25 protein-coding genes and 1 tRNA gene are annotated in these 23,656 nt (G+C 41.0%); 5 read left to right on the forward strand and 21 right to left on the reverse strand.

Features of this window, described 5'->3' with window-relative positions; genetic code table 11:
• Window positions 1-11: 11 nt before the first annotated feature.
• Together speD and PHC85_00680 are read right to left on the reverse strand one after the other, a co-directional pair.
• Window positions 12-395: an adenosylmethionine decarboxylase gene (gene speD, locus PHC85_00675; GenBank protein MDD5032622.1), complete on the reverse strand. Its 384-nt coding sequence runs from the start codon at window positions 393-395 to the stop codon at window positions 12-14.
• 51 nt (window positions 396-446) lie between these two features.
• Window positions 447-932, reverse strand: a complete 486-nt coding sequence (locus PHC85_00680) for an Ada metal-binding domain-containing protein (protein MDD5032623.1) — start codon at window positions 930-932, stop codon at window positions 447-449.
• Window positions 933-1,055: 123 nt separating this feature from the next.
• Between PHC85_00680 and rpmA the strand changes: the two genes are divergently transcribed.
• Complete coding sequence (rpmA, locus tag PHC85_00685) at window positions 1,056-1,352, forward strand: 50S ribosomal protein L27 (protein MDD5032624.1); 297 nt, start codon at window positions 1,056-1,058, stop codon at window positions 1,350-1,352.
• Here the strand turns inward: rpmA and rplI are convergent.
• Together rplI and PHC85_00695 are read right to left on the reverse strand one after the other, a co-directional pair.
• Window positions 1,349-1,837: a 50S ribosomal protein L9 gene (rplI, locus tag PHC85_00690; protein ID MDD5032625.1), complete on the reverse strand. Its 489-nt coding sequence runs from the start codon at window positions 1,835-1,837 to the stop codon at window positions 1,349-1,351. The genes rpmA and rplI overlap by 4 nt on opposite strands.
• 19 nt (window positions 1,838-1,856) lie before the next feature.
• Window positions 1,857-3,071, reverse strand: coding sequence for a S41 family peptidase (locus PHC85_00695; protein MDD5032626.1), 1,215 nt, complete (start codon window positions 3,069-3,071; stop codon window positions 1,857-1,859).
• Window positions 3,072-3,091: 20 nt separating this feature from the next.
• On the opposite strand from PHC85_00695, the gene PHC85_00700 reads away from it, so the two are divergent.
• The 4 genes from PHC85_00700 (at window position 3,092) to PHC85_00715 (ending at window position 7,691) form a co-directional block, all read left to right on the forward strand.
• Window positions 3,092-4,165 carry a CorA family divalent cation transporter gene (locus tag PHC85_00700; protein MDD5032627.1) on the forward strand — a complete coding sequence of 358 codons (1,074 nt, stop codon included), beginning with the start codon at window positions 3,092-3,094 and terminating at the stop codon, window positions 4,163-4,165.
• A 40-nt stretch (window positions 4,166-4,205) separates the two neighbouring features.
• Window positions 4,206-5,555 (forward strand): cysteine--tRNA ligase, encoded by a 1,350-nt coding sequence (gene cysS, locus PHC85_00705; protein ID MDD5032628.1) that lies wholly within the window; start codon window positions 4,206-4,208, stop codon window positions 5,553-5,555.
• 125 nt (window positions 5,556-5,680) lie between these two features.
• A complete protein-coding gene (gene dnaB, locus PHC85_00710) occupies window positions 5,681-7,048 on the forward strand; it encodes a replicative DNA helicase (GenBank protein MDD5032629.1) in 1,368 nt (455 codons plus the stop codon).
• A 22-nt stretch (window positions 7,049-7,070) separates the two neighbouring features.
• Window positions 7,071-7,691 (forward strand): toprim domain-containing protein, encoded by a 621-nt coding sequence (locus tag PHC85_00715; GenBank protein MDD5032630.1) that lies wholly within the window; start codon window positions 7,071-7,073, stop codon window positions 7,689-7,691.
• A gap of 24 nt (window positions 7,692-7,715) precedes the next feature.
• Here PHC85_00715 and rplU read toward each other — a convergent pair whose 3' ends face one another.
• From rplU to PHC85_00800, 17 genes are all read right to left on the reverse strand, one after another.
• Window positions 7,716-8,075, reverse strand: coding sequence for a 50S ribosomal protein L21 (gene rplU / locus PHC85_00720; GenBank protein MDD5032631.1), 360 nt, complete (start codon window positions 8,073-8,075; stop codon window positions 7,716-7,718).
• Between the two features lie 99 nt (window positions 8,076-8,174).
• Window positions 8,175-8,591 carry a hypothetical protein gene (locus PHC85_00725; GenBank protein ID MDD5032632.1) on the reverse strand — a complete coding sequence of 139 codons (417 nt, stop codon included), beginning with the start codon at window positions 8,589-8,591 and terminating at the stop codon, window positions 8,175-8,177.
• Between the two features lie 45 nt (window positions 8,592-8,636).
• Complete coding sequence (locus tag PHC85_00730; GenBank protein MDD5032633.1) at window positions 8,637-9,644, reverse strand: DNA recombination protein RmuC; 1,008 nt, start codon at window positions 9,642-9,644, stop codon at window positions 8,637-8,639.
• 125 nt (window positions 9,645-9,769) lie between these two features.
• Window positions 9,770-10,747: a sodium:calcium antiporter gene (locus tag PHC85_00735; protein MDD5032634.1), complete on the reverse strand. Its 978-nt coding sequence runs from the start codon at window positions 10,745-10,747 to the stop codon at window positions 9,770-9,772.
• A 257-nt stretch (window positions 10,748-11,004) separates the two neighbouring features.
• Window positions 11,005-11,077 (reverse strand) — tRNA-Glu (locus tag PHC85_00740).
• Between the two features lie 17 nt (window positions 11,078-11,094).
• Window positions 11,095-12,402 (reverse strand): UDP-N-acetylmuramoyl-tripeptide--D-alanyl-D-alanine ligase, encoded by a 1,308-nt coding sequence (locus PHC85_00745; GenBank protein MDD5032635.1) that lies wholly within the window; start codon window positions 12,400-12,402, stop codon window positions 11,095-11,097.
• 31 nt (window positions 12,403-12,433) lie between these two features.
• Window positions 12,434-14,176 (reverse strand): penicillin-binding protein 2, encoded by a 1,743-nt coding sequence (locus PHC85_00750; GenBank protein MDD5032636.1) that lies wholly within the window; start codon window positions 14,174-14,176, stop codon window positions 12,434-12,436.
• A complete protein-coding gene (locus PHC85_00755) occupies window positions 14,157-14,489 on the reverse strand; it encodes a hypothetical protein (GenBank protein MDD5032637.1) in 333 nt (110 codons plus the stop codon). The genes PHC85_00750 and PHC85_00755 overlap by 20 nt, the downstream gene beginning before the upstream one ends.
• Before the next feature lie 17 nt (window positions 14,490-14,506).
• Window positions 14,507-15,418, reverse strand: coding sequence for a 16S rRNA (cytosine(1402)-N(4))-methyltransferase RsmH (rsmH, locus tag PHC85_00760; protein MDD5032638.1), 912 nt, complete (start codon window positions 15,416-15,418; stop codon window positions 14,507-14,509).
• Window positions 15,419-15,450: 32 nt separating this feature from the next.
• Window positions 15,451-15,885, reverse strand: a complete 435-nt coding sequence (gene mraZ / locus PHC85_00765) for a division/cell wall cluster transcriptional repressor MraZ (GenBank protein MDD5032639.1) — start codon at window positions 15,883-15,885, stop codon at window positions 15,451-15,453.
• Between the two features lie 204 nt (window positions 15,886-16,089).
• Window positions 16,090-17,580: a lysine--tRNA ligase gene (gene lysS / locus PHC85_00770; GenBank protein ID MDD5032640.1), complete on the reverse strand. Its 1,491-nt coding sequence runs from the start codon at window positions 17,578-17,580 to the stop codon at window positions 16,090-16,092.
• Between the two features lie 66 nt (window positions 17,581-17,646).
• Window positions 17,647-18,117, reverse strand: a complete 471-nt coding sequence (gene greA / locus PHC85_00775; protein ID MDD5032641.1) for a transcription elongation factor GreA — start codon at window positions 18,115-18,117, stop codon at window positions 17,647-17,649.
• A gap of 99 nt (window positions 18,118-18,216) precedes the next feature.
• Complete coding sequence (mrdA, locus tag PHC85_00780; GenBank protein MDD5032642.1) at window positions 18,217-20,148, reverse strand: penicillin-binding protein 2; 1,932 nt, start codon at window positions 20,146-20,148, stop codon at window positions 18,217-18,219.
• 1 nt (window position 20,149) lies between these two features.
• On the reverse strand, window positions 20,150-20,488 hold the full coding sequence (locus PHC85_00785) for a hypothetical protein (protein ID MDD5032643.1): 339 nt from the start codon (window positions 20,486-20,488) through the stop codon (window positions 20,150-20,152).
• Window positions 20,485-21,213, reverse strand: a complete 729-nt coding sequence (locus tag PHC85_00790) for a rod shape-determining protein MreC (GenBank protein MDD5032644.1) — start codon at window positions 21,211-21,213, stop codon at window positions 20,485-20,487. Before PHC85_00790 ends, PHC85_00785 begins: the two co-directional genes overlap by 4 nt.
• A 52-nt stretch (window positions 21,214-21,265) precedes the next feature.
• A complete protein-coding gene (locus tag PHC85_00795) occupies window positions 21,266-22,327 on the reverse strand; it encodes a rod shape-determining protein (GenBank protein ID MDD5032645.1) in 1,062 nt (353 codons plus the stop codon).
• A gap of 23 nt (window positions 22,328-22,350) precedes the next feature.
• Window positions 22,351-23,595, reverse strand: a complete 1,245-nt coding sequence (locus PHC85_00800) for a His/Gly/Thr/Pro-type tRNA ligase C-terminal domain-containing protein (GenBank protein MDD5032646.1) — start codon at window positions 23,593-23,595, stop codon at window positions 22,351-22,353.
• Window positions 23,596-23,656: the final 61 nt, after the last annotated feature.

The raw sequence follows: 23,656 nt of genomic DNA on the forward strand, positions 1-23,656 counted from the left end.
TTATTATTAATTTATATTTTTGTCCTTAATCCTCTTTTAATCTCAACCACTTCCACCCTTTCCGGGGTGAAAGCTTCTTTCAAAACGGAAAGCACGCTGAACGATTTGACCGTTTGACCGCAAGTAAAAACATCTACTGCCATATAACCGTATTCCGGCCAGGTGTGAATGCTGATATGCGATTCCGAAATAAGAACCAGTCCGGAAATTCCCTGAGGATTGAATTTATGGACGCACAAATTAAGAAGCGTAGCGCCAGACGCTTCTACGGCTTTCCTAAGAACACTCTCGACAAATTCGGCTGAATCAATATTTTTTACTCCCCAAAATTCAGAAAGGATATGCCGTCCAGCATACCCCCCGTTTTCGGGCTCGGTTGAACTTTCTTTTTCCATCTCTTTTTCTGCTATTCTATTTCTGTAATGTTAAATACTATCTTAACAATTTTATAATCCCTTGCAACTGGAAGAAGGTGAATAACCCGCCTTCTCCGCATCCTCCTTACTCTTAAACCAAATCTTATTTTCCTCTTTTATGTTCTGCGCTCCCGGACACCATGGATAATGATACTTCGTGCCATTCTTGCTGGCAACATAAAGCATCTCTCCCGTCTCCGTATTAAGATCCTCCCCCACCGAAACGGTTGCTCCGGTTTGCGCCCCTTCATTTCCATCTTTTGCGACAGCGCTCGAAAGAGACGCTGCATTTTTTATTTTAACAGACTCTTTGTTTTCGTAAATAACCGACAACCTTCCAAGACCAAAACAAATAAGTCCGGTAAAAATTAAAATCGAAATAAAAATAATATCGTTTCCAAATGGCCGAATTTTATCCTTAACTCCGCCAGAAACAAAAAAATTTATTTTCTGCCAAAACGAAAGTTTCGGGTTTCTAACGGTGTTGACTAGCGCTGTTTTTTCTGCTAAATTCATAAGATTAAACCCCGCCTTAATTTTACGAAATTATGCGCGGCGGACCATATTACTAAGTAAAAACAAGATTAAAGCGGGGCGGCTATTTTCTGAAATTTGCCGCGCGCATTAAAAAAATCAGCCATGGCGCATACAAAAGCAGCAGGTTCTACAAAAAACGTACATGATTCAAAACCGAAATATCTGGGGGTAAAACTTTCAGACGGACAAACCGCGCAAAACGGTTCTATTATCGTTAGACAAAGAGGCACAAAATTTGTCGCCGGAAAAAACGTCGGTATCGGGAAAGACCACACGCTCTTCGCGCTTTCCAAGGGAACGGTAAAATTCAAAGAAACAAGAAAGACCGGATTTAACGGAAAAGGCAAAAAAATATCCGTAGTGGATATAAGACCGACAACCGCGCTAAAATCAAGCTAAGCCGTTTTCTCTTTTTTCTTCCCTACGGATTGTTTGCGTTTCGGTTTCTGTTTTTCTTCTTTCAAAACTTCTACTTTCAGGACAACTTCCCCTATTTCAACTTCGTGCGAGCCAATTTCTTTTATTGGCTTCTTAATTTTTATTTTTTTCGGAAGAATTTCCAAACCTGATTTTTCTTTTATTTTCTCGGAAATTTCTTCCGCGCCGATACCGGCGAACAAACTTCCCTTCTCGTCAGACTGGCAAGAAATACTCAAACCTTTTTCTCCGAGCTGTTTTAATGCCTGTTCTATTTTAGCGTCTTCATGACTTTTCTTTTCGAACTCTTCTTTTTTGAGTTCTTCCGCCTTTTTTATGAGTTCCGGCGTTGCCAAAACAGCCAATTTTCTAGGCAAAAGAAAGTTTCGCCAGTATCCCAATTTCGCTTCTCTGATTTCGTTTTTATTGCCGAACCCGGCAACATCCTGAATTAAAATTATTTTCATTTTATTTTTTTATTTTTATTTATTCCCAATTATTAACAATTTCAACGGCTTTTTCCATCTGTTTGTCTCCTTTGTCAGCTTCTCCCAGTTCAACCTTCACATCCGGCTCCAACCCGTCTTTTGATATTGAACGGCCGTTAGGGGTAAGCCAATTGGCTATGGTAAGTTTCAGCGAACTGCCATCCGCTATGTCTATTGCCTGCTGGACCGAACCCTTGCCATAAGTTTTTTCGCCGACAAGCTTGGCGATTCCGTATTCCTGCAAAGCGCCCGCCAAAATTTCAGAAGCCGAAGCAGTTCCTTCATTCACCAATATAACGAGGGGAAGATTCTTAAAAATGTCATACCCTTTGCTTGAATAAGAGTTTCTTTCTCCTGTTCCAAATTCCTCTATGACAACTTCTTTGCCGAGCGGCAAGAACCAGCTGGCGATATCAACCGACGATTCAAGATAACCGCCGGCATTCCCCCTAAGGTCAATTATCAATTTGGAACTTCCCGAATCAACCATTTCTCTAAGCGCCTGCTTGAACGACGATTCGGAATAAGCGGAAAAGCTGTAAAGTTTAATTACAAAAATGCCTCCGTCTTTTTTCTCGGTTTCCAAAGGAGGAATTTGAATTACATCCCTTTCAATTTCTAAAACCCGGGATTCTTCTTCATTTTCTCTAAAAATCGTAAGCGCAACTTTTGTGCCCTTGGGCCCGCGTATAAGTTTTACGGCTTCATCCACGGCAAGGTCGGAAGTTGTTGTTTCGTCTATCTTAAGAATCTGATCACCGGTTTTTATTCCGGCTTTCTCTGCAGGAGAACCCTTAATGGGAGCCACAACCACGAGAACTCCTTTTTTAATTCCTATTTCCATCCCGACACCCTCGAAATCACCGCGTACGCTGCTTTCAAATATCTCGGCTTCCTGGGGCGGGAAAAAAACGCTGTAAGGGTCTCCAAGCGACGCCACAAGCCCCTGCGTTGCGCCCCAAACCATTTTCTGGCGATCTATACTGCCCTTAGCGGCATATTGGTTTTCTATGGTGTTCCAGACCTTCCAAAAGGGGCTGAAATCAACCGTTTTATCGGAAGCAACAGAAGCATCGTCTTTATTCAAAAGAGCCAAGACTTTTTCGGCCTCCGGCCTGTTCTCGTATCCTAAATACATTCCGGAAACAAAGACCACGACAATTAAAGCCGTGAGTCCTCCGAAAAAAGAGGTTTTTTTGACAAATTCAGACATTTATTCAGATTAAATTAAGATTGAATAAAGATTTTAAAAATGATTTTCGTTCCAGAAAAAACGCCAAAAATCCTTCTGAAAATACCGTACCGATATGCGCTAAAAATTTGTCCGAACCGGAACTATACGATATAATAAGCCATATGATATCAACAATCAAGCACAACGATATAACTTGGGTAAACGCTATTTCCCCAAGCGTTAAAGAGATAAGCGAGCTTGCCGAAAAATATGGAATCATTCCCAAAATTGCCGAGGAAATGGCGAGTCTCACGATGCATCCGAAAGTAGAATTATACGAAAACTATATTTATCTAGTGCTCCATTTCCCTACCCTGAAATCGGACATTGGAGCAAGGCAAGCGCTTAAAAACGACAAACGCGGCAATTTAAACGGCAACAATGAAATCGATTTCGTCATCGGCAGAAATTTTATCTTAACGGTCCAATATTCTATTTTTCCGCCTCTTGAGGAACTTTTTAAAAATGCCAAAGCAAAGAAAAAATTCCATGATGATTACTTTAAAGAAGACGCGGGGATTCTTGGCTTCAAAATAATAAAAGAATTGCTGGGTGTTTCGGAAATAATTTTGGAACAACTTTTTCTCAAAATATCAAGAACAGAAGAATTGGCCTTTGACGGCTTCGAAAAAGAAACCATCAAAAAAATATCGGTTTACAAAAGAGACCTGCTTAATTTCAGGCGTTCATGCCTTCCCCACTACGGAATTATTTTTTCTTTCGAGCAGAAAGCTCAAGAGTTTTTCGGAACATATTTTGGAAAATATTCGAACACCCTTTCAAGCAAATGCCTGAAAATAAAAAATCTGATGGAAAACGCGAGTGAGACGCTGGAATCGCTAAGGCAAACAAGCGAATCTCTTCTGACAATGAAAACAAACGAAATTATGAAAACCCTCACGATAATAGCTTTCATAACTTTCCCTCTTACATTACTCGCTTCGCTTTTTGGAATGAATACGATATTCACTCCGATTTTGGGCGTAAAAGGAGATTTCTGGATCATTATAATCATAATGGCCGTTGCCGTAGCCGGGATGCTTGCCTTCTTTAAGAGCAAAAAGTGGCTGTAAACAGATTATAAAAAGGATAAAACAAAAGTCCGAATTACACATGCTTTTATACAATTACCTTGGCCGTAAAAAAGAAATTTTTAAACCTCTGAAAAAGGGTTTTGTCGGTTTGTACACATGCGGCCCGACTGTTTATGACCGCGTACATATAGGAAACTTCAGAACTTACATATTCGAAGATCTCTTGAAAAAAACTCTTGAAGAAGAAGGTTTTAAAGTAAAGCACGTAATGAATATTACAGACATAGACGACAAAATAATCAAAAAAATGCTTTCAGAGGACAAAACTCTTGGCAAAATCACGCGTCCCTTCACCAAAGCGTTTTTGGAAGACGCCCAAAAATTAAACATAAAAAAAGCTGATTTACTGCCTAAGGCGACCGGGCACATAAAAGAAATGGCCAAGCTCATAGAAAAACTTCTTAAAAAAGGATACGCCTACAAAAGCCAAGACGGCTCGATATACTACAACGTTTCAAAGTTCAAAGAATACGGAGTTTTGTCTCGAATTCCTCAGTCCGACCTTAAACACGGCTCAAGAGTAGAAGCCGACGAATATAACAAGCTTAACGCCGGAGATTTCGCTTTGTGGAAAACGGCAAAGCCAAGAGAGCCGAAATGGAAAACTTCTTTTGGCGAAGGAAGACCCGGCTGGCACATAGAATGTTCCGCGATGAGCGGAAAATATCTTGGAGAAACTTTTGACATCCACGCAGGAGCGGTTGATTTGATTTTTCCCCACCATGAAAACGAGATCGCTCAATCAGAAGCCGCTTCGGGTAAAAAATTTGTAAATTACTGGGTGGAAGGAGAGCATCTTCTGGCTAACGGAGAAAAAATGTCAAAATCTCTCGGCAATTTTTTTACGCTGGAGGATATCTTAAAAAAAGGTTTTGACCCTTTGGCTTTCCGTTATCTGGTTTTAAGCGCGCACTACCGCTCAAAATTAAATTTCACATGGGAAGCGCTTGCGGCGGCTGAAGAAGGACTTAAAAATTTAAGGTATCTTTCTTTTGAAAAATATCTATTCCCTGCAAAAGAAAAAACCGATACGAAAAAAGAAAGAAAATACGAAAAAAAATTCAGAGAAGCCCTTGATAATGACTTAAACGCGCCGCAGGCGCTAAAAACTTTGTGGGAAGCGCTTCGCGACAATTCCCTGCCCCTTAAATCCAAAACAAAGCTTGTAAAAATTTTTGATAAAGTTTTGGGTCTTGGACTAAAAACCAATTATAAAATTCCGGCGGAAGTCTTAAAAATTTCCAGAGAGAGGGAAAGGGCGAGAAATAAAAAAGAATGGCAAACAGCCGACCTGCTAAGAGAGAAAGCAAAAAACCTTGGATGGGTTATTGAAGATTCCTCCAAAGGAGCAATTCTAAGGAAAAAATAAAAAAGACCCGCTTGCGAAACAAAACAAGCCATACAAATCCTGTCTATAATATTACCCACACATTATCAACTCTCTATCAGAAAATCGGCTTGTTCAAGCCGATTTTTATCTGGTATATTCTATACATGGTACGAATTCCTCCAAACAACAGCGAAGCGGAAATATCGACTTTAGGCGCCCTGCTTATCCGGCCGGACACTCTAAACAACATCGTTGATTTTTTGGGATATGAAGATTTTTATGACGAAAAAAACCGCCATATCTTTCAAGCAATAACAGACATCTCCGCGGAAGGTTCGCCCATAGACCTTTTATCGGTTTCAACAAAACTCAAAGAAAAAGGAGTCCTGGAAAAAATCGGCGGAAACGCTTATCTCACGCGTCTGATGAACAGCGTACCGACCGCCGCAAACGCCAAATATTACGCCGAGATAATCCACAAGAAAAAAATATTAAGAGATATGATAGAAGCGTCGGATTTTATTTCCGACCTGGGCTACCAGGAAGACGAAGACGTCGATTCCCTTTTGGACAAAGCGCATCAGAAAATTTTCAATATAGCCAAAATTTCATTAAAAAGATTTTTTGAACTGAAAAATCTTTTGGAAGAAACTTGGGAACGCATAGACCGGCTTCATAAATCAAAAAACGAGATTCGCGGAGTTCCAACGGGGTTTGCCGATTTGGACGCGAAACTCGGCGGTCTTCAGAAATCCGATTTAATAATACTCGCGGCGCGGCCGTCCGTCGGGAAAACATCGCTCGCTCTTGATATAGCAAGAAATGCCGCCGTAAAACACAATATCCCCGTTGGTATATTCAGCCTTGAAATGGCAGCCCAGCAAATAGTAGACCGCTTTCTCGCGGCGGAAGCGCATGTAGACCTTTGGCGATTAAGAAACGGCAGGCTTTCGGAAGGAGAAGATTTTGTAAGAATAAGCGACGCCTTGGCGCGCCTTTCCAAAGCGCCGATTTTTATAGATGACGACCCAACCTCGAACATTTTACAGATGCGCGCCAAAGCGCGCCGGCTTCAAGCTGACCACAACGTCGGACTTATCATAGTGGATTATCTCCAGCTTATGACGCCCCGCCGCGATAACGACAGCGTTGTGCAGCAAATGACGGAAAATTCACGCTTTCTCAAATCGCTTGCCCGCGAAATCAACGTGCCGGTTTTGGCTATTTCCCAATTATCCCGCGCCGTTGAGCAGCGTCAGCCTCCCATACCGCGTCTTTCAGACTTGCGAGATTCCGGTTCCATAGAGCAAGACGCGGACGTTGTCGCTTTTATTTATCGCGAAGATAAATATAAAAGAGATACGGATAAACAAAACATCGCCGAAATTCTGATAGAAAAACACAGAAACGGGCCAACGGGAAAAGTAGACCTTTATTTCAACCAGGAAAAAACAAGCTTCATGACCATAGAAAAAGAATTTTTGGGAGACGTGGGAGAAGAAACAAACGAAAACGGAGCGATGAATTTTTAACGCACTTTCATCCGCAGCAGCCATGTCCATCCCAATTCAAAAACTTGCTGAATATTTTGAAAAACTGCCCGGCATAGGCCCGCGGCAGGCAAAAAGATTTGTTTACTCTCTTCTTCTTAAAGACGAACCCTTTTTAAACGGGCTCTCGGACGCGATTTTGGGACTTAAAAAAAACACCGCAAAATGCGCTGAGTGCCGCAGATATTTTGAAAAAAGAAACGACGACGACGTCCGATGCCCGATATGTTCGGACATAGGACGCGAAAAAGAATTTCTCCTTGTTATTGAAAAAGATGTGGATATGGAAAATATCGAAAAATCCGGCTCATACCGCGGGTATTATTTCATCTTGGGCGGACTTGTGCCGGCAATCGGCTCGGAAATGCCAAAAGAAATAATGATGAAAGAGCTTTTTGAAAAAACAAAAAGTTCGGCAAAAAACGGACTAAAAGAAATAATTCTCGCTTTTGCCGCCACTCTTGAAGGAGAAAACACTTGCCGCTATATAGAAAAAATACTCGAACCGATTATCCAAGCCGCGGGAATAAAAATAAGCCGTTTTGGACGCGGCTTATCGACTGGTACGGAAATTGAGTATGCGGACACAGATACTATTAAAAACGCCGTAGAAAGAAGAACCTAATATCCCCGACACCCAAAAGCTGGATTAAAAATCGGAAATAACAGCTTCGGTATAAGTTTGGCGATGCCCTTGCTTGCGGCTGCGCCGCGTCTTTGATTTATACCGGACATTTGTGATTTTTTTGCCCCTTTTCTCTCCCTGCCATTCGGCGGGAATTTTTATTCCCGAAAGATACGGATTCCCTATCTTCACGCTGCTCGCCTTCGACAAAAGCAAAACTTTGTCGAAAACAATAGATGAACCTTCCTCTTGTTTTTTAAGTTTTTCTATCTTTATTTTCTGCCCGGGAGTGACCAAATACTGCTTGCCGCCGGTTTCAATAACGGCGAAATTTGAATTGCCAACACTCTTTTTTTCTTTTATTTTCTTGACTGCTTTAACCATATCTGATTATTTTACATAATGGCAAAATAAATGCAAGAAAAAAGCGACCCTCTCATAAGGGTCGCTTGTCGCGATAAACTTTTATTCACTCTTGAAAAATCAAGTTCCCGGCGTTTCCTTTTTCTTCCGAGCTTCTTCGGGGGTCAGAAAAATAGCGCTGCAATCCAGAAAAAATCTTCTCTTCTCTCCGGACAACAGGAAACGAGAACGGATAAAATCCTGATTGCTTCCAAGAACATATCCTTCGCAAAACAGTTCATTCGTGAAAGAAGAAAAATCTTTTTTCAGACGCTTGATTTCCTCTTCTATCTGGTTTTCCGGAACCTGCAACCATTGGCCGCCATTACAAACCCTTGCATACTCAAGCCGCAGAAAAGCTTTATTTAACGCTCCTATAAAATTACTGACTTCAAAAGCAAGTTCAGGAGATACCTGTTTGTCTGGCCAGGTAATTTCTATGCTTATTCTTTCGTCATTCAAAATAAACCTCACCCCAAGCCATGGATTATTTTCCATCTTTTCCCCTCCTTTCTTTTTTTTTGTCTATCTTTTTATTTAATATCACGCCTCCTCCGGCTTGTCAATATAAACCGCCTCGCTCACGATTCCCTCGCCTGTTATCCTCAAAACATCTTTATCTATTTTCTTAAACTCCTTTGACGCGCTGTTATAGGCATTTACAGTAGTCTTCAAATTGCCCCCGATTTTAAGCATAAAATCCTCGTAGGTTTTTAGATGTCTTCCCAAATCTTCCACCCGTTTTCTGATTTCTTTCGCCGATTCCTCAATCTGCAAAGCCCGAAGTCCCTGCATAACAGTCTGGAGATAAGCCATAAAAGAAGTCGGAGAAACGATAATCACTTTCTTCTGGCCAAAAGCGTATTCAATAAGATCGCGAGTATTCGTCTTTACCGCGCCTACCTGGTTTACAAGCAAATCGTAATAAATCGCTTCAGCCGGAATAAACATAAAAGCGAAGTCCATCGTTCCTTCGTCCGGCCTTATGTATTTGGCGGTTTCATCTATCCGATTTTTCAAATCCTGCTTAAAAAGTTTTTCAAGTTTCTCTTTTTCAACTTCATTTCTTTCTTCCAAAATCCTGTTGTAATTTTCAAGCGAGAATTTTGAATCAACCGGAAGGATTTTTTCTTTGTCCAAAAATATGGCGGCATCCACTATTTCTCCATCTTTGAATTTATACTGCATCTGGTACCTGTTCGGAGGCAAAACATTTTTTAAGACAGTTTCAAGATAATATTCACCGAGTATTCCTCGCTGTTTGGGGTTTTTCAAAACATCCTGTAAATTTTTAAGCTGGTCCGCGAAACTTACCACTTGTCTGTTCGTTTCGTCCAATTTAGTGAGCCGCTCGGTAACGTCTTTTATTATGCTCGCGCTCTGGGAAAATTGATGCTGAAACATTTTCGTTGAATCGCCCAATTTCAAATCCACCTGAGAACCGAAATTTTGAAGCGTCGCTCGCATTTCTTCCATTTGTTTCTGAAGCATTAAAAAAGAGCTGGCATCTCCTTCCCCTCCCTTTCTTTTTGAAAAAAATAAACGCGCCATAAAAACGCCGATAAAAACCCCAGCTAACGCCAAAAAAATTGTGATAAAAGTTTGGTCCATTCCGTTAAAAATAAGAAACTTTCGTTTCCGTAATTATGCTTATAATCTTTTAATTAAAAATGTCTCTAGAACAAAGGCAGAAAATACTTGCAGCATTCAAACGCCAAAAAAAGCCCGTAGACGGCAAGAAGCGCCGCTCCTTCCTTTTTTGAGATAAACGCCTTTGAAAAAACAAACATATTAAACATAAAAAGACCCAAAAAAAGCGTAAAAGCGAGAAAAACGAAGTCAAAAGAAATATTCGTTTTAATCGGATTTATAAGCCCCACGAGACCGACAATGAAAGTGGAGTTAAACGCCACGCTTCCAAGCGAATTGCCTATGGCCATCGAAACATGTCTTTTAAGCCGCGCGCGGACTCCAAAAGCAACTTCGGGCAAGGCTGTTCCCAAAGAAACAAAAACCGCCCCAAAAAGCATTATTCCAAGAGTTGTTTTCGCCGCAAGATTTTCCCCCGCCCACACTATGGCATTAGCGCTTAATATCAATATAACAAGAGCCAACGCGAAAAATAAAAGATGCCCGAATATTTTTAATGAAGGATGCAATCCATTATGCAAAGAAATCGTCTTTGAAAAATACTCCTTTTCTTTGTAAAGCGTTAAAAGATACAAAATAAACGCCAAAATAAGAAGGGCTCCGTCTGACCGCGAAACCATTCCGTCGCTTGCCAAAAAAATCGGCAAAAACGCGGCAATGGAAATAATCCAAAAATTTCTTTTTGAAATCTTTCCTTCCACCTTAAGCCCATTTCCTATAAAAATAATAAGGCCTATAACCAAAGTAATATTTATTATATTCGCGCCAAGGATGTTCCCCAAAGAAAATTCCGGAATCCCTTTCAAAGACGAAGTAATCCCGACAAAAAGCTCGGGAAAAGATGTTGCCAAGCTCATAAAAATAAAAGCGGCAAGATATTCCGAAATACCGAAGGCGCGGGAAAGATAAGAAAGAGAACCGACTAAAAAATCGCTTGATTTGGCTATTGCCAGAAAAGCTAAGATAAAAACCAAAATATATAATTCCACGGAAAGCATTATCATATTATAGCCAAAACCGTTTATTTTATAAACGGACAACGCGGATGAGAAAAAATTGACACGAGCACCAAAACGCGTAGCATATAAATAAGTTATACCGGAGAGGTAAGTTCAGACGGGAACTGTCGGCCTACAAGCCGTGGAGGGCAGGACTTCCGACTGCCCCTCTCCACCAAAAGACGAAAGAGACCTGTACCAGGCCTCTCTTTTTTTACTCGTTTTATGTCTTTTAACCCTTCCGTAAAAGCAGTTTTCGCTCATAGCCCCAAGGGGAATCGAACCCCTGTTTCATGGATGAGAACCATGTGTCCTGGGCCACTAGACGATGGGGCCCCAAAACAAATACATTTTTACCTATTCAACCACTCTTTTTCCTGCCTGACAAGAAGTTCTTTTCTGCGTTCCGGACGCGCTATTATTTCTTCCACAATCTTTTCCATCCTCATTGACTGAGAGCCTTTTACTAAAATCAGATCTCCTTCTTCTATAATTTCCTCTACTTTTTTCTTCGCCGCCGACGAGTCGGGAAACTCAAAAATGTTTTTCGCAATAAAATTATTTTCCCGTAAAGTTTCCGCCATAAATTTCATTCTTGGGCCGATGCTAAAAACAATTTTCGCCCCGGATTTCAAAATATATTCCGCCATCGCTTTATGCGATTCAATCGCATATTTTCCCAGCTGAAGCATATCTCCCAAAACAACGATTTTTCTTTTTGCCGGAATATCAGCCAAAGTTTCCAGAGCCGCGCGCATCGCCATTGGCGACGCGTTATAGGTATCATCCAACACAAAACTCCCTTTTTCTCCTTCAATTAATTTAAGCCTGCCCGCGGGAGATTCATAAGAAGAAAACGCTTCGGACATTTCAACCAAATTCAATCCAAAAGATTTTCCTACAGCGAATGCCGCCAGAATCGGATAAACATGATGTTTTCCAAAAACATTAAAAAGCCGGACCGGTACGCTGCCTCCTTCACTGTCTACTTTAAAAGTAATTCCTTCGGGAATTATTTTGTTTTGATCCCCTTCCTTGTAAATTATTTTATATCCGGACGCGACAATATCGGCTCCTTCTCCAAAACCGTAAGAAATTATTTTTGCGCGGCTTCTGTCTTTCATGGAAAAAACGGCGTCATCGTCGCTGTTTAAAACCGCTAAATTGTCCACCTCGAGATTTTTTAGAATTTTTGATTTTTCTTTTGCCACGGCCTCCGGCCCGGAAAAAAATTCCACATGAACTGGTATTTCCGCCAGCGCCGTAATAACGGCAACATGGGGTTTAATCCAGGAAAGAAGACTGTCCATATCCTTTGGTTTTTCCACTCCGATTTCCAAAATAAGAAATTCAGGATATTTTGAAGAAAAAAGCGTGAGATAAATCCCCTTTAAAATTATTGAGATCCAACGCAAGGGATTAGACCAACCGCTTTCCTCGTCTAAAATAGTAAGAGGCGCGCCTATTTCGCTATTATAACTTTTTTTGCTTCTGCGCACCTCAAATTTGGGAGACATAACCGCGTTTATCGCGTCTTTAGTGGAAGTTTTTCCAACGCTTCCGGTTATGGCTATAATTTTCGGCTTATGCCTTTTCAAAATAAGTTTCGCCTCAAGCGTTATCGCGGCGATTACGATTTTTTTAAAAATGGACTTTAACATAATTTTTTATTTTTAATTCATTTTTCGCCTTTTATCTGTCCGGCGGCACTTCGTAATAATTTAACAAAAATTTCATTATTTTTATGAACGGTTCTGTCAAAGTGTTTGAAGCGTATTTGACTTCTTTCGGGTCTTCAACATACAAAAAAACTAAAAATCTGGAATTAAACGCCGGGCCGTATCCGATAAAAGTATGAATATATTTATCTTCATAATATCCGCCCCCTTCGTCAGCCGGTCTTATAAGAAGAGCCGTGCCTGTTTTTGCCGCAATACTGTAATGCTCCATTTTTTCACTGCCTCCAAGAAGAGCTTCGTCAACAACCTTTACCAACATTCTTGTTATTTCCCTGGAAGTTTCCTCGCTTAAGACCCTCCTCTTGGACATGGGTTCTATAATTTCGTCCTTGCCTCCGTCAAGCAATATTCTCTCAACAACATAAGGTTTCATCAAAAGACCGCCGTTGGCAAGAGAGCCGGCGGCCATTGCAAAGCTTAAAGGAGTAAACGCCACTCCTTGACCGAAAGAAGCGGTGGCGAATTCCACATCTTTCATCGAGTAAAGATTATCGGTATGGCTTCTTGTCTCGTCCGGAAGGTCTATTCCGGTAGTTTCTTCAAAACCATAATTTCTAAGATACCTCAAAAAATTTTCTTTGCCCAGCTTTTGACTCGCGAAAACCGCTCCCGTATTTAAAGATTCATCCAAAACTCTTTGCATATCAACGACGCCGCGCGCTTTGCCGTCATAATTTTCTATTTTTCTCCCGTTTAAGATAACGTATCCCTCGTCGTTATATGTCGTTTTGGAAGTAATTTTCCCCGCGTCCATGCTTGCCGCCAAAGTAAGAGGCTTCATCACGGAACCAACTTCGAATATATCGGAGACAAGGGGGTTTCTGTAGAAAGACATGTTGGCAGCTTTCTGGTAATTATTGGGGTCAAAATCCGGCTTCGACGCCATGGCCAAAATTTTACCGGTTTTCGGTTCAATAATTATTCCTCCGGATCCTTCCGCTTTCCATTTGTCTTTTAATATTTCAAGTGATTCTTCCAAAACTCTCTGAACTCTCGGCTCTATCGTCAAAACGATATCATGCCCGCTGTATGCGTCGGTATCTAGTAAATCTTTTCCGTATTGCAAAAACATAGTAGTAAAAGAAGTGTTCGCCTCCAATTTTTCTTTCGCTCCCCTAAGCACTTCTTCATAATATTTTTCAATTCCGTAACGCCCCACGAGTTCATCTCCTTTATACCCGACAAAACCCAAAATCTGAGACGCCAAAGAGCTGCCGGGATAAAAACGCCATTGATCAAAAAGCGTTTTGAGTCCGGTTATTTTCAAAGAAGAGATTTTTTCTTCATCAGCGCCGCTTACTTTACGAGCAAGTATTTCTGAAACGTCATCTTTTTTCCCCGCCTTTTCCGCACAAGCATCCAAATTGATACCGAGAGAAACATTTTCCAATAATTTACCGCATAAGACAGCCGGGTCGGAAACAAGGCTGGGATTCACTTGAACCATATATCCGTCTTTAATTCCGGCAGCTGAAATCATATCACCGTCTTTCTCCTGGAAAAAAATATCTCCTCTAACGGAAATACTTTCTTTTGAGCCATATTCATTATTTTGCCTTGTCGCTCTTTCTTTGTAAGTATCGGATTCGGCTACCTGCAAAAAAAACAACCGGCACACAAGAAGCCCGGCTGAAACAAAGAAAATCACAGCCAAAAATTTTATTCTGAAATTAAAATTACCTGAAGTTCTGGACATTGCCGTTTGCTTGCGCCACCGATCCCTGCCTGTACGCGTAAAGTGACGGTTCCGCTTCAACGAATCCCAAATCTTTCGCGCGCGAAATATCCAAATCGTCTATCTGCCGCATATAAATAGTCTCCATCTCCCTAATTTCACCCTTTATTTCGTTAAGGCTGGAAAGATCTTTTTTGCCATCGGCAATTTGAATCACCATAAGATTCATAAAGTACACGTAGGAAACGGACAATACGACAGCCAGAAAAAACAGCCCGGAAAACATAAATCCGCAATATTTCTTCCAAATTTCGTTTTTGGTAAAAACTTTCATATTGTCTGCGCCTAAAATTATATTTTAATTTTTATTGCCGCCCTCAATTTAGCGCTTCGCGCCCTCGGATTAATTTTTAATTCTTTTTCCGATGCAATGACCGGTTTTTTCGTAAAAACTTCCGCTTTTCCCCCTGCCTTTTTTTCTTTAAAAAAATTCTTTACAATCCTGTCTTCAAGAGAATGAAACGATATCACAGCCATTCGTCCTTCAACATCCAAAATTTCCCAGCATTTTCCAATTCCTTCTTCCAAAGCGTTCATCTCGTCATTTACCGCTATCCTTAACGCCTGAAAAGTTTTCGTGGCAAAGTGCATGCGGCCGTGTTTCAATCTTTCCGGAAAAGCTTTCTCTAAAACATCAAGGAGCTCAAAAGTGGTCATTATCGGTTTTTTTCTCCTCGCTTCCACTATCGCTTTACTTATTCTTCTTCCCCGGCTTTCCTCTCCGTATTTAAAAAGAATTTCCGCTATGTCGTTTTCCGTCCAACTGTTTAAAATCTCCGCCGCTGCCAGATTCCCCGCCCCCGATTCCGATTTAAAGTTCATAAAAAGCGGCTCGTCTTTTTTAAAAGTAAATCCCCTGCCGGACTCTTCGATCTGCAATGAATTCATTCCAAGGTCGAAAATCGCCGCGTCTATTTTTTTTATTTTCAAAAGCTCCAGCAGTTTGTCCAAATCTCTAAAATTTCCGTTTATTAAATCAAAGTTCTTAAAACTTGTATCTTTCAACTTTACTTCCAATCTGTTTAAAATCTCTTTGTCTTGGTCTATACCGATGAGCCGGCCATCGGGAGATATTTGTCTTAATATTTCAAGAGCATGCCCGCCTCCGCCGATTGTCGCATCCAAAACAACGTGTCCATTCTTTAATCTCAAAAAATTTATCGCTTCTTCCAAAAGCACCGGCACATGTTCTTTTTGCTCCATACTGCGCGCTGTCTGTTATTCTCTGTAAACTTTTAATAAATTCCCACTTCTCCCAATTTCTCCGCCAGCGCGTCGGTGTCTTTTTCAATTCTGTTTTTGTAATTTTCCCACGCTTCTTCGTCCCAAATTTCCAATTTTTTGTAAACTCCGGCAATAACAACTTTTTCTTTAAGTCCGGCAAAGCTTTTAAGATAATCCGGAACCAAAATTCTTCCCAGGGAATCCAAAGAAACATCGGACGCGCCGGCAAGAAAAAGCCGCGCGTAATTGCGATTATCCGATTGCCCCATTGGAAGCGAACTTAATTTTTCGGCAACTTTTTCCCACTCCTTTACAGGGTACACAAAAAGGCATTTATCCAGACCTCGTGTGATCACCGCGGTTTTGCCAAGTTCTTTTCGAAATTTTGAAGGTATAGCCACCCTCTTCTTTTCGTCTATATTATGTTTGAATTCGCCAATAAGCATAAGGCTATTTTAAAAGTTATCAACATTATCCACAGATTTATCCACAATGCCCCACTCCATATACATTACATATATATACTAATCCACCATACTCCAAAATTCAACATGTGGATAAGTTCCATGTAACCAAAAATTCAAAGCAGCCAAAGAAAAAAAGCGTGTTTCAACGCTTTTTTTCTTTGTTTTACAAAAAACTCTTTGTTGCTACTCCTTTGGTCTAAGGGTTGGAAAAAGCACAACTTCCCTTATGTTTTTAGTATTGGTCAAAAACATCACCAGCCTGTCTATGCCGATTCCCGCACCGGCCGCCGGAGGCATGCCATACTCCATCGCCTCCACAAAAGATTTGTCGAATTCCGCCGCCTCTTTATCTCCCGCTTTTCTAAACTCCTGCTGTTTCTCAAAACGTTTCTTCTGGTCCAAGGGGTCGTTAAGCTCTGAAAATCCGTTAACCAATTCTATGCCGCCGACAATAAGCTGAAATCTGTCAACTTCATTTTCTTTATCCGTTTTTTTCTTAGCCAAAGGAGAAAGTTCCAGCGGTATATCCACGACGAAAGTCGGTTGAATTATTTTAGACCGGCAAACTTTCTTAAAAATATTATCGGCAATTTTCCCCCAGGAATCGGAATTTCCAATTTCTATGCCGAATTGCTTCGCTTTCAATTTTAAATCGTCCAAATTCGCTTTTTCCGGTTCGCTTATCAAAGCGTGCCTTTTAAGTATGTCGTTAAAAGAAACAACGGAGAATTTTTTTGAAAAATCTATTTCCGCATTTTCATAAGAAACTTTTTGTTTGCCAAAAACTTTTTTCGCCAAACCCCGAAACATCTCTTCAATAAATCCGCGCAGATAATCTGCGTCTTTATAAGCGGCATAAAATTCAAGCATGGTAAATTCCGGATTGTGGGTCATGTCTATTCCTTCATTTCTGAAATTTCTGCCAAGCTCATAAACTTTTTCAAATCCGCCGATGAGCAGTCTTTTAAGATACAGCTCCGGCGCTATCCGCAAAAAAAGATCTATGCCCAAAGCATTATGGCGAGTTTTAAAAGGTTCCGCCAACGCTCCGCCGGCAAGCGGCTGAAGAACGGGTGTTTCAACTTCCAAAAATCCGTTTTTATCCAAAAAATTCCTTGTCTCGGAGATTATTTTTGACCTTAGCGCGAATCTTGAAAAAACCTCGTCGTTCATTACGGTGTCCAAATATCTTTTTCTGAAACGTTCTTCCACGTCGGAAAGTCCGTGCCATTTTTCCGGAAGCGGCCTCAAACTTTTCGCAATAATTCGCCAAGACAAAACTTTTATGGATTTTTCTCCTTTTTGCGTTTTAAAAAGACTTCCCTCAAATTCGACAAAATCGCCCGTGTCTATGTTGTTTTGAAAAGACAGAAATTTTTCTTCTCCCAAAATATCTTTTTTCAAATACGCCTGCAATAATTCTTTCTTCCCGGTTTTTTTGTCAAGCGAACCGTCTTTAAAATCGCAAAAAACCACCCCTCCATGACTGCGTATGCCGAAAACGCGGCCGACTAAAAAAATAGAGGTTTTCTTTTTGGAAAGTTTTGAAAAATCAGCAACGACTTCGGCTAAAGTAAAATTTCTTATAATTTTTGAAGGAAAAACTTCGCCAAATTCTGCTTTCAGGCTTTCCAATTTTCTAAGGCGAGATTCCCTTATTTCTTCAAGAGACATGACAAAATTTTTAAGTATTTATCAATGGTAAGGTTTGACAACTCCGACAGTAAGCCAAAAACCGGCTTATTTTATATCCATTATAGTATATTCCACTTTTCCTCCCGGGGTAAGAACTTCCGCTTTTCCACCCTTGGCTTTTCCTAAAAGCGCATTGCCCAGCGGCGATTCGTCGGAAATCTTTCTTTGGGAAGGATCCGCCTCTTCAGAACCGACAATGCTGTATTCACAAGATTCTTTTTCTCCGTCCTTTTTTAAAACAACCAGGCATCCGAGCCCGACCTTGTTTTTTTCCTCGTTGGAACGGGAAACTATGGAAGCGCGGCTCAAAATATCTTCAAGCTCCGCGATACGCCTTTCGTTCATAAGCTGAGCGTCTTTGGCTTCCTGGTATTCGGCATTCTCGGAAATGTCTCCCAAACTTATACTCTCTTCCAAACGCTCCGAAATCTCTTTTCTTTTCTTCCCCATTAAATTTTTAAGTTCCCGCTCAAATTCCGCGTACGCTTCTTTGCTCAAAAAATAAGATGCTGCCATAGTTGTTAAAATTATTTATTTGTTAACAGCGACTCGATTTTAATTTATATCTGCTATTTAAAAAGTATAGGGTTTGTAAAATTATCGTCAATCCCGTCTTTATTCCAAAACATATTCCTCGGCATTCGTCTCCATCCATTCAACGATCTGCCGCGCGGCAAAAACGCCGCCCACCAAGTTGGACGCGCTTCCTTTTTCAAGAACTATAACCATCGCGTATTTCGGATTTTGGTAAGGCCAAAAAGACATGGACCATGAATTAACGAACTTTCCCGAGCCAAGTTCCGCTGTGCCTGTTTTTGCCGCCATCTCCACGGAAAGGCTGCCAAGCGCCTGAGCAGTGCCGGAAAGCGCGCATTCCCTCATCCCCTCTTTCACTATACGGAAAGAATTCTTTGAAATATCGATCTTTTTTATTTCCGCATTTTTATCATCAATAAGTAATTTCGGCTTTGCCATTTCTCCATCGTTAGACAAAGCCGCGACCGCCAGCGCCATCTGAAGCGGAGTTGCCTGAAAATTCCCCTGCCCTATGCTGGCGTTATAAGTATCTCCTATTCTCCATTCACCTCCAGAAGAATCATTTTTTGATTCCGAGCTGGGAACAACGCCCGAAGATTCTCCTTCAAGCGCTATTTCTGTTTTTTGCCCCAAACCAAACATTTTGACGTATTCTCCTATTTTCTGAATGCCAAGACCGACAACATCCCCAAAACCTCCTCCAATGGAATAAAAATACACGTTTGAAGATACCGCTAGCGCTCTTCTCATATCAACCCAGCCATGAGCTTTCCAGTCATAAAATATACTCGGGTTTTCTGGACTATATGGGTTGGGTATGGAAATGCTTCCGGAACTAAAAATTTTTTTCTCCGGGCTTATAATTTTTTCATTCAAAGCGGCTAAAGCAACAAAAGGTTTTATTATTGACCCCGGAGCATACTGACCGGAAATTGCCCTGTTTAAAAATGGTTTTTTCTCGTCGATAAAATAAGATTTTATCGTTTCTTTCGGCCAGCCGGAGCTCAAAACTCCGGAACTATATTCCGGATAACTCGCAAGAGCGATAATCTCGCCGTTTTTAACATCAACCATAACTCCCGCGCCGCCTTTAAATCCCCTGCTCTCCACCAGCGACCCCAAAGTCTCATACATTTTGGATTGGATTCTCGCGTCTATTGTAAGCTTGATGTCGCTGCCGGAAGAAGAAGGATTTTTTATGCTTTCTGATTTTATTTCATTTACAGAGTTAACTTCAGTGATTTTGAACCCCGGCGTTCCTCTTAAAATATTTTCATAACTTTTTTCAACTCCGGCCTTGCCCACCATGCTTTCGTAAACCGCCGCCGAAGAAAAATTTTCAATATCGTCTTTTGACGGATATCCTATATAACCGATGACATGGGACAATCCCGGCGCGTTTTTGTAAGCTCTCAAAGAAAGCGGTTCTATAGACAAAGGCAGATGCCGCCATTCTTGATAAATTTCGTTTACATCTTCCCAATCTTTAAAAACAGCGACAGTGAGATCTTTATTTTCTTTTTTCGCCAAGGAAAAAGTTTTTTCAAGTATTTCTTTTTTATCGGGCTCATTCGCTTCTTCGCCGCCTTCTTTCGAAAGAAACTCGAAAAAATCCGAAAGCGACTGACCATTGTTTTCTTCTTCAAAAATTTCTTTCCGGAGAACAAGCGAAAAGGCCGTATCGTTCCACGCCAAAAGTTCTCCTTTTCTGTCATAAATAAGGCCTCTTTCCGGCAATATAGACGAAAGTCTTAAGCGATTGTTTTCGGCCCTTTCGCGGTAATCCTCCCCTCTCGCCACCTGCAAATAACCGGTTCTAAAAAACAGAAAAGTACCGACAAAAAGAAAGGAAAAAAGCAAAAAAAGGAATGCCCGCGAGCCTATCGGTTTTTCCATTCTTCCTTCAAATTGAGCGGAATCAAAATCGGCCCGGTTCTCCGAGTCCAAAAAAATTTCGTCAGGGCTTATGGACGAAAAAGTATATTTGGTTTTTTTCGTAAAAAATCCCATCTTAAAAAAACTTAAGAAAAAAGTAAGCTGCCGAAAAAATGGCCAGCCCGGCTAAAATTGCCGGCATTTTTGACAAAAAACTTCTGCCGTTGAAAATTTTAGTCGTAAATTTAATCGAAAAAAAAGCGGCCGCGAAAACCAAAGCGAAAAACCCGAAACTTATCCTTGAAAAAACTCCGGGTTGAATATAAATGAAATCCGCCAAAAATCCGACAAGAATACCTTCATAGAAAAGAAATGAAAAAGAAACCGCCAAAACAAAAAGAATTCCGCATGCTTCAAGCGGCAGAAAAAACAGCGCAGCAATCATAACAAGCAAAGAAAAAATTCTTTTTTTCATTCTATCAAGATAAAAACATGATTAATTTCATTCAAATTCACGGGAAGGCGAAAAAGAATTTTTTGAAACGGACCCGCCGGTTCTCTGTCTATGCTTTCAACAACCCCTAAAAATAAACGCGGGATGCCGGAAAAAAATACGTTATCTCCAATAAATACTTCTATATTTTTGGGAATATTAATTTCCATATTGACGCCGCCGACGCCTTTTGCGGATGCCGCGAAACGACCCCCAACGGAAACATTGATTTCTTCTCCGGGATAAGAAATCAATCTCACCTTGCTTATGCCGCTCGCGACGTCAAACGTCCGGCCCAAAAGCACGTTCCCAAAAGCGGTTACCATATTTCCCTCCTTTATTCCGTTATCCGCGCCCGAATCTATTATAAGGCTGTCATAAATACCGTACCCGGGACGTTCCAAAATCAACGCGGCCGCCATTTTACTGTCGGGGCTGACGTGATTCAAAACTTCGTTCAAAATTTTATTTTCTTTAAAAATCTCTTCGGCAATAATATTTTTTGATTCAAGTTCTTTGGTTTTTTCTTTTAAAAATTCATTTTCCTTTTTGAGAGCGGCGTTATCGCCAAAACCGGAAAAAAATCGCCCTGTTGTCGAAAAGATTTTATTTTTCGCCGAAAAAACAGGTTTGAAAACCGACAAAAAAGTTTTTGCCACGGAAGAAGTAGCTTGAGGAAAACTGCCCTTTACCGCGATAAGCGTCAAAAAAAGCGCAATCAAAGCGCCGACGAAAATTAACGGATATTTATTCTTTTTTTTAGTTGGATGGTGGAGATACATTTTCTTCGTCCTGGTCTATAAAAATATCTTTCATGGACTCGATATCTTCAAGAATTATTCCGGCGCCGCGCACTACCGCAGTGACGGCATCTTCGGCAAGATGAACGGGAATTTTAACTTCCGCTTCTATAAATTCCGGAAGCCCTCTCAAGTAAGCGCCTCCGCCGACAAGATATATTCCTCTATGCATTATATCGGAAAGTAATTCCGGAGGAGAAAGTTCAATCACATCTTTTACCGCTTTTGATAAAGCCGAAAGGGATTTTGAAATAGCGTCACGGACATCGCCATCGGTGATTATCGCTTCTTTTGGAAGACCTGTTATCAGATCCCTTCCCCTCACTGTAGCCTCGACGGTTTCTCCGAGAGGAATTGCCGAACCTATGGCTATTTTTATATCCTCCGCGGTTCTTTCTCCCAAAAGAAGTTTAAATTCATCCCTGGCATAATTAATAATGTCCTGATTTAATCTATCGCCTGCTATCCTTAAATTTTTTGAAACAACGATGCCGCCAAGCGAGATAATTACGATATCCGTTGTTCCGCCGCCGATATCTATAACCATATTTCCAACCGGTTCTCTTATGGGAAGCCTTATGCCGATTGCCGCCGATAATGGTTCTTCAACAAGATAGACTTTGCGCGCGCCCGCGCCTTTTGCCGCGTCATACACCGCGCGCCTTTCGACTTCGGTTATTTTGGAAGGAACGCCGACAACAACACGGGGTCTGGCAAAATGCTTAAGGGAATCTTTGTGCACGCTTTTAATAAAATAAGAAATCATTTCTTCGGTTATTTCAAAATCGGAAACAACGCCTTCAACAAGAGGCTTGACGGCAATTATGTGTCCGGGCGTTCGGCCAATCATTTTTTTCGCTTCATTTCCAATTGCCACAACCTGTCCGGTTTTTTGGTTAATGGCGACAACGGACGGCTGATTGATGACTATTCCCTTGCCTCCCACATAAACAAGAGTCGTGGCTGTACCAAGATCTATGCCGATATCATGAGAAAATAAACCGAAAAATTTGTTGAACATGTTTAAACGAAAAAATCCAAATTTTACTCCCAAGCGAACAATTCTTCTTTATTTATCATTTTCGCTTCTTTTTCATTTCTCTTTTTTATCTCCGCCTTCCCCGTTTTTTCCGTTTTTTCACTCACTACTATCCTCCACGGAATACCGAATAAATCGGCATCTGAAAATTTTTCTCCGGGGCTTTTGTCTTTTCTGTCATCATATAGTACTTCAATGCCTTTTTTCTGTAAATCCTCGTAAATTTTTTCAGCCGCTTTTCGGATTTTTTCTTCAGAATCGGGATTTATCTCGACAATAATGGCCTTAAACGGCGCCACGGATTCCGGCCAGATTATGCCTTTTTCGTCATGGGACACTTCCACAACGGTGGCAACGAGCCGGCTTGGTCCGATACCGTAAGAAGCCATGATGACAGGCTTTTTCGCCCCGTTTTCATCGGAGTAAAAAAGCTTTAAAGGCTCGGAAAACTTAGTTCCAAGCTTAAAAATATTTCCTACCTCAATCGCCTGTTTTTCCAAAAGCTTTCCTTCCTCCCAGCCCAGATCTTTAAGTGTTTCCTCGTTATAGACTTCTTTATTTACAGCTCTTCCTTCTTTCTCGTTTACATAAATTGTGTCTTCGCCCACATCCGCCAAAACCTGAAATTCATCGGAATATTTTGAAAAAAGTCCTCCTGAAGCGAATGTTCTTATCGCTTTAACGCCGACGCGTTCAAAAATTTTTTCATACGCCGCGGCCGCTTTTTCATAATATTCGTCCAATTCTTTTTCATCGGCATGAAAGCTGTATAAATCTTTCATTAAAAATTCTCTGCCTCGCAAAAGCCCGGATTTAGCGCGCGCTTCGTTTCTGAATTTTGTCTGTATCTGATAAACAGCCTTAGGCAAATCTTTATACGATTGAATGAATTTTCTCGCCGTAAGCGTTATCGGTTCTTCGTGAGTAAAACCGAGCCCGTATTCTTTTCCGCTTCCATCTTTAAATTGGTACATCACTTCTTTCGCTTCTTTCCATCTTCCCGAAGCTTCCCATGTTTCTTTGTCCTGAAATACAGACATTAAAAGTTCTTGTCCGCCTATGGCGTCAATTTCTTCACGAATTATCTTGTTAATCTTATTTAGAACACGCAATCCCAAAGGCAAAAATTCGTAAACTCCCGCGGACACTTTTGAAACAAAACCCGCCCTGATTAAAAGCCGGGCATTTACCGCTGTCTCGTCCGAAGGCGCTTCTTTCAATGCTTTGGTGAAAAGTTGAGATAATTTCATCCCGTTAGAAATATTCCCGCTTTGGCGGGACATTAAACCAATAATTATCAATATCCATTTC

The sequence above is a fragment of the Candidatus Paceibacterota bacterium genome (genome assembly GCA_028711505.1).
In the GTDB taxonomy this organism is placed as follows: Bacteria; Patescibacteriota; Minisyncoccia; order JAHISW01; family Tagabacteraceae; genus JAQTSC01.

What these genes read in the sequence shown, in the direction of transcription:
- speD (MDD5032622.1), bottom strand. Translation starts at nt 395, where the DNA reads ATGGAAAAAGAAAGTTCAACCGAGCCCGAAAACGGGGGGTATGCTGGA.
- PHC85_00680 (MDD5032623.1), bottom strand. Translation starts at nt 932, where the DNA reads ATGAATTTAGCAGAAAAAACAGCGCTAGTCAACACCGTTAGAAACCCG.
- rpmA (MDD5032624.1), top strand. Translation starts at nt 1,056, where the DNA reads ATGGCGCATACAAAAGCAGCAGGTTCTACAAAAAACGTACATGATTCA.
- rplI (MDD5032625.1), bottom strand. Translation starts at nt 1,837, where the DNA reads ATGAAAATAATTTTAATTCAGGATGTTGCCGGGTTCGGCAATAAAAAC.
- PHC85_00695 (MDD5032626.1), bottom strand. Translation starts at nt 3,071, where the DNA reads ATGTCTGAATTTGTCAAAAAAACCTCTTTTTTCGGAGGACTCACGGCT.
- cysS (MDD5032628.1), top strand. Translation starts at nt 4,206, where the DNA reads ATGCTTTTATACAATTACCTTGGCCGTAAAAAAGAAATTTTTAAACCT.
- dnaB (MDD5032629.1), top strand. Translation starts at nt 5,681, where the DNA reads ATGGTACGAATTCCTCCAAACAACAGCGAAGCGGAAATATCGACTTTA.
- PHC85_00715 (MDD5032630.1), top strand. Translation starts at nt 7,071, where the DNA reads ATGTCCATCCCAATTCAAAAACTTGCTGAATATTTTGAAAAACTGCCC.
- rplU (MDD5032631.1), bottom strand. Translation starts at nt 8,075, where the DNA reads ATGGTTAAAGCAGTCAAGAAAATAAAAGAAAAAAAGAGTGTTGGCAAT.
- PHC85_00725 (MDD5032632.1), bottom strand. Translation starts at nt 8,591, where the DNA reads ATGGAAAATAATCCATGGCTTGGGGTGAGGTTTATTTTGAATGACGAA.
- PHC85_00730 (MDD5032633.1), bottom strand. Translation starts at nt 9,644, where the DNA reads ATGGCGCGTTTATTTTTTTCAAAAAGAAAGGGAGGGGAAGGAGATGCC.
- PHC85_00735 (MDD5032634.1), bottom strand. Translation starts at nt 10,747, where the DNA reads ATGATAATGCTTTCCGTGGAATTATATATTTTGGTTTTTATCTTAGCT.
- PHC85_00745 (MDD5032635.1), bottom strand. Translation starts at nt 12,402, where the DNA reads ATGTTAAAGTCCATTTTTAAAAAAATCGTAATCGCCGCGATAACGCTT.
- PHC85_00750 (MDD5032636.1), bottom strand. Translation starts at nt 14,176, where the DNA reads ATGTCCAGAACTTCAGGTAATTTTAATTTCAGAATAAAATTTTTGGCT.
- PHC85_00755 (MDD5032637.1), bottom strand. Translation starts at nt 14,489, where the DNA reads ATGAAAGTTTTTACCAAAAACGAAATTTGGAAGAAATATTGCGGATTT.
- rsmH (MDD5032638.1), bottom strand. Translation starts at nt 15,418, where the DNA reads ATGGAGCAAAAAGAACATGTGCCGGTGCTTTTGGAAGAAGCGATAAAT.
- mraZ (MDD5032639.1), bottom strand. Translation starts at nt 15,885, where the DNA reads ATGCTTATTGGCGAATTCAAACATAATATAGACGAAAAGAAGAGGGTG.
- lysS (MDD5032640.1), bottom strand. Translation starts at nt 17,580, where the DNA reads ATGTCTCTTGAAGAAATAAGGGAATCTCGCCTTAGAAAATTGGAAAGC.
- greA (MDD5032641.1), bottom strand. Translation starts at nt 18,117, where the DNA reads ATGGCAGCATCTTATTTTTTGAGCAAAGAAGCGTACGCGGAATTTGAG.
- mrdA (MDD5032642.1), bottom strand. Translation starts at nt 20,148, where the DNA reads ATGGGATTTTTTACGAAAAAAACCAAATATACTTTTTCGTCCATAAGC.
- PHC85_00785 (MDD5032643.1), bottom strand. Translation starts at nt 20,488, where the DNA reads ATGAAAAAAAGAATTTTTTCTTTGCTTGTTATGATTGCTGCGCTGTTT.
- PHC85_00795 (MDD5032645.1), bottom strand. Translation starts at nt 22,327, where the DNA reads ATGTTCAACAAATTTTTCGGTTTATTTTCTCATGATATCGGCATAGAT.
- PHC85_00800 (MDD5032646.1), bottom strand. Translation starts at nt 23,595, where the DNA reads ATGAAATTATCTCAACTTTTCACCAAAGCATTGAAAGAAGCGCCTTCG.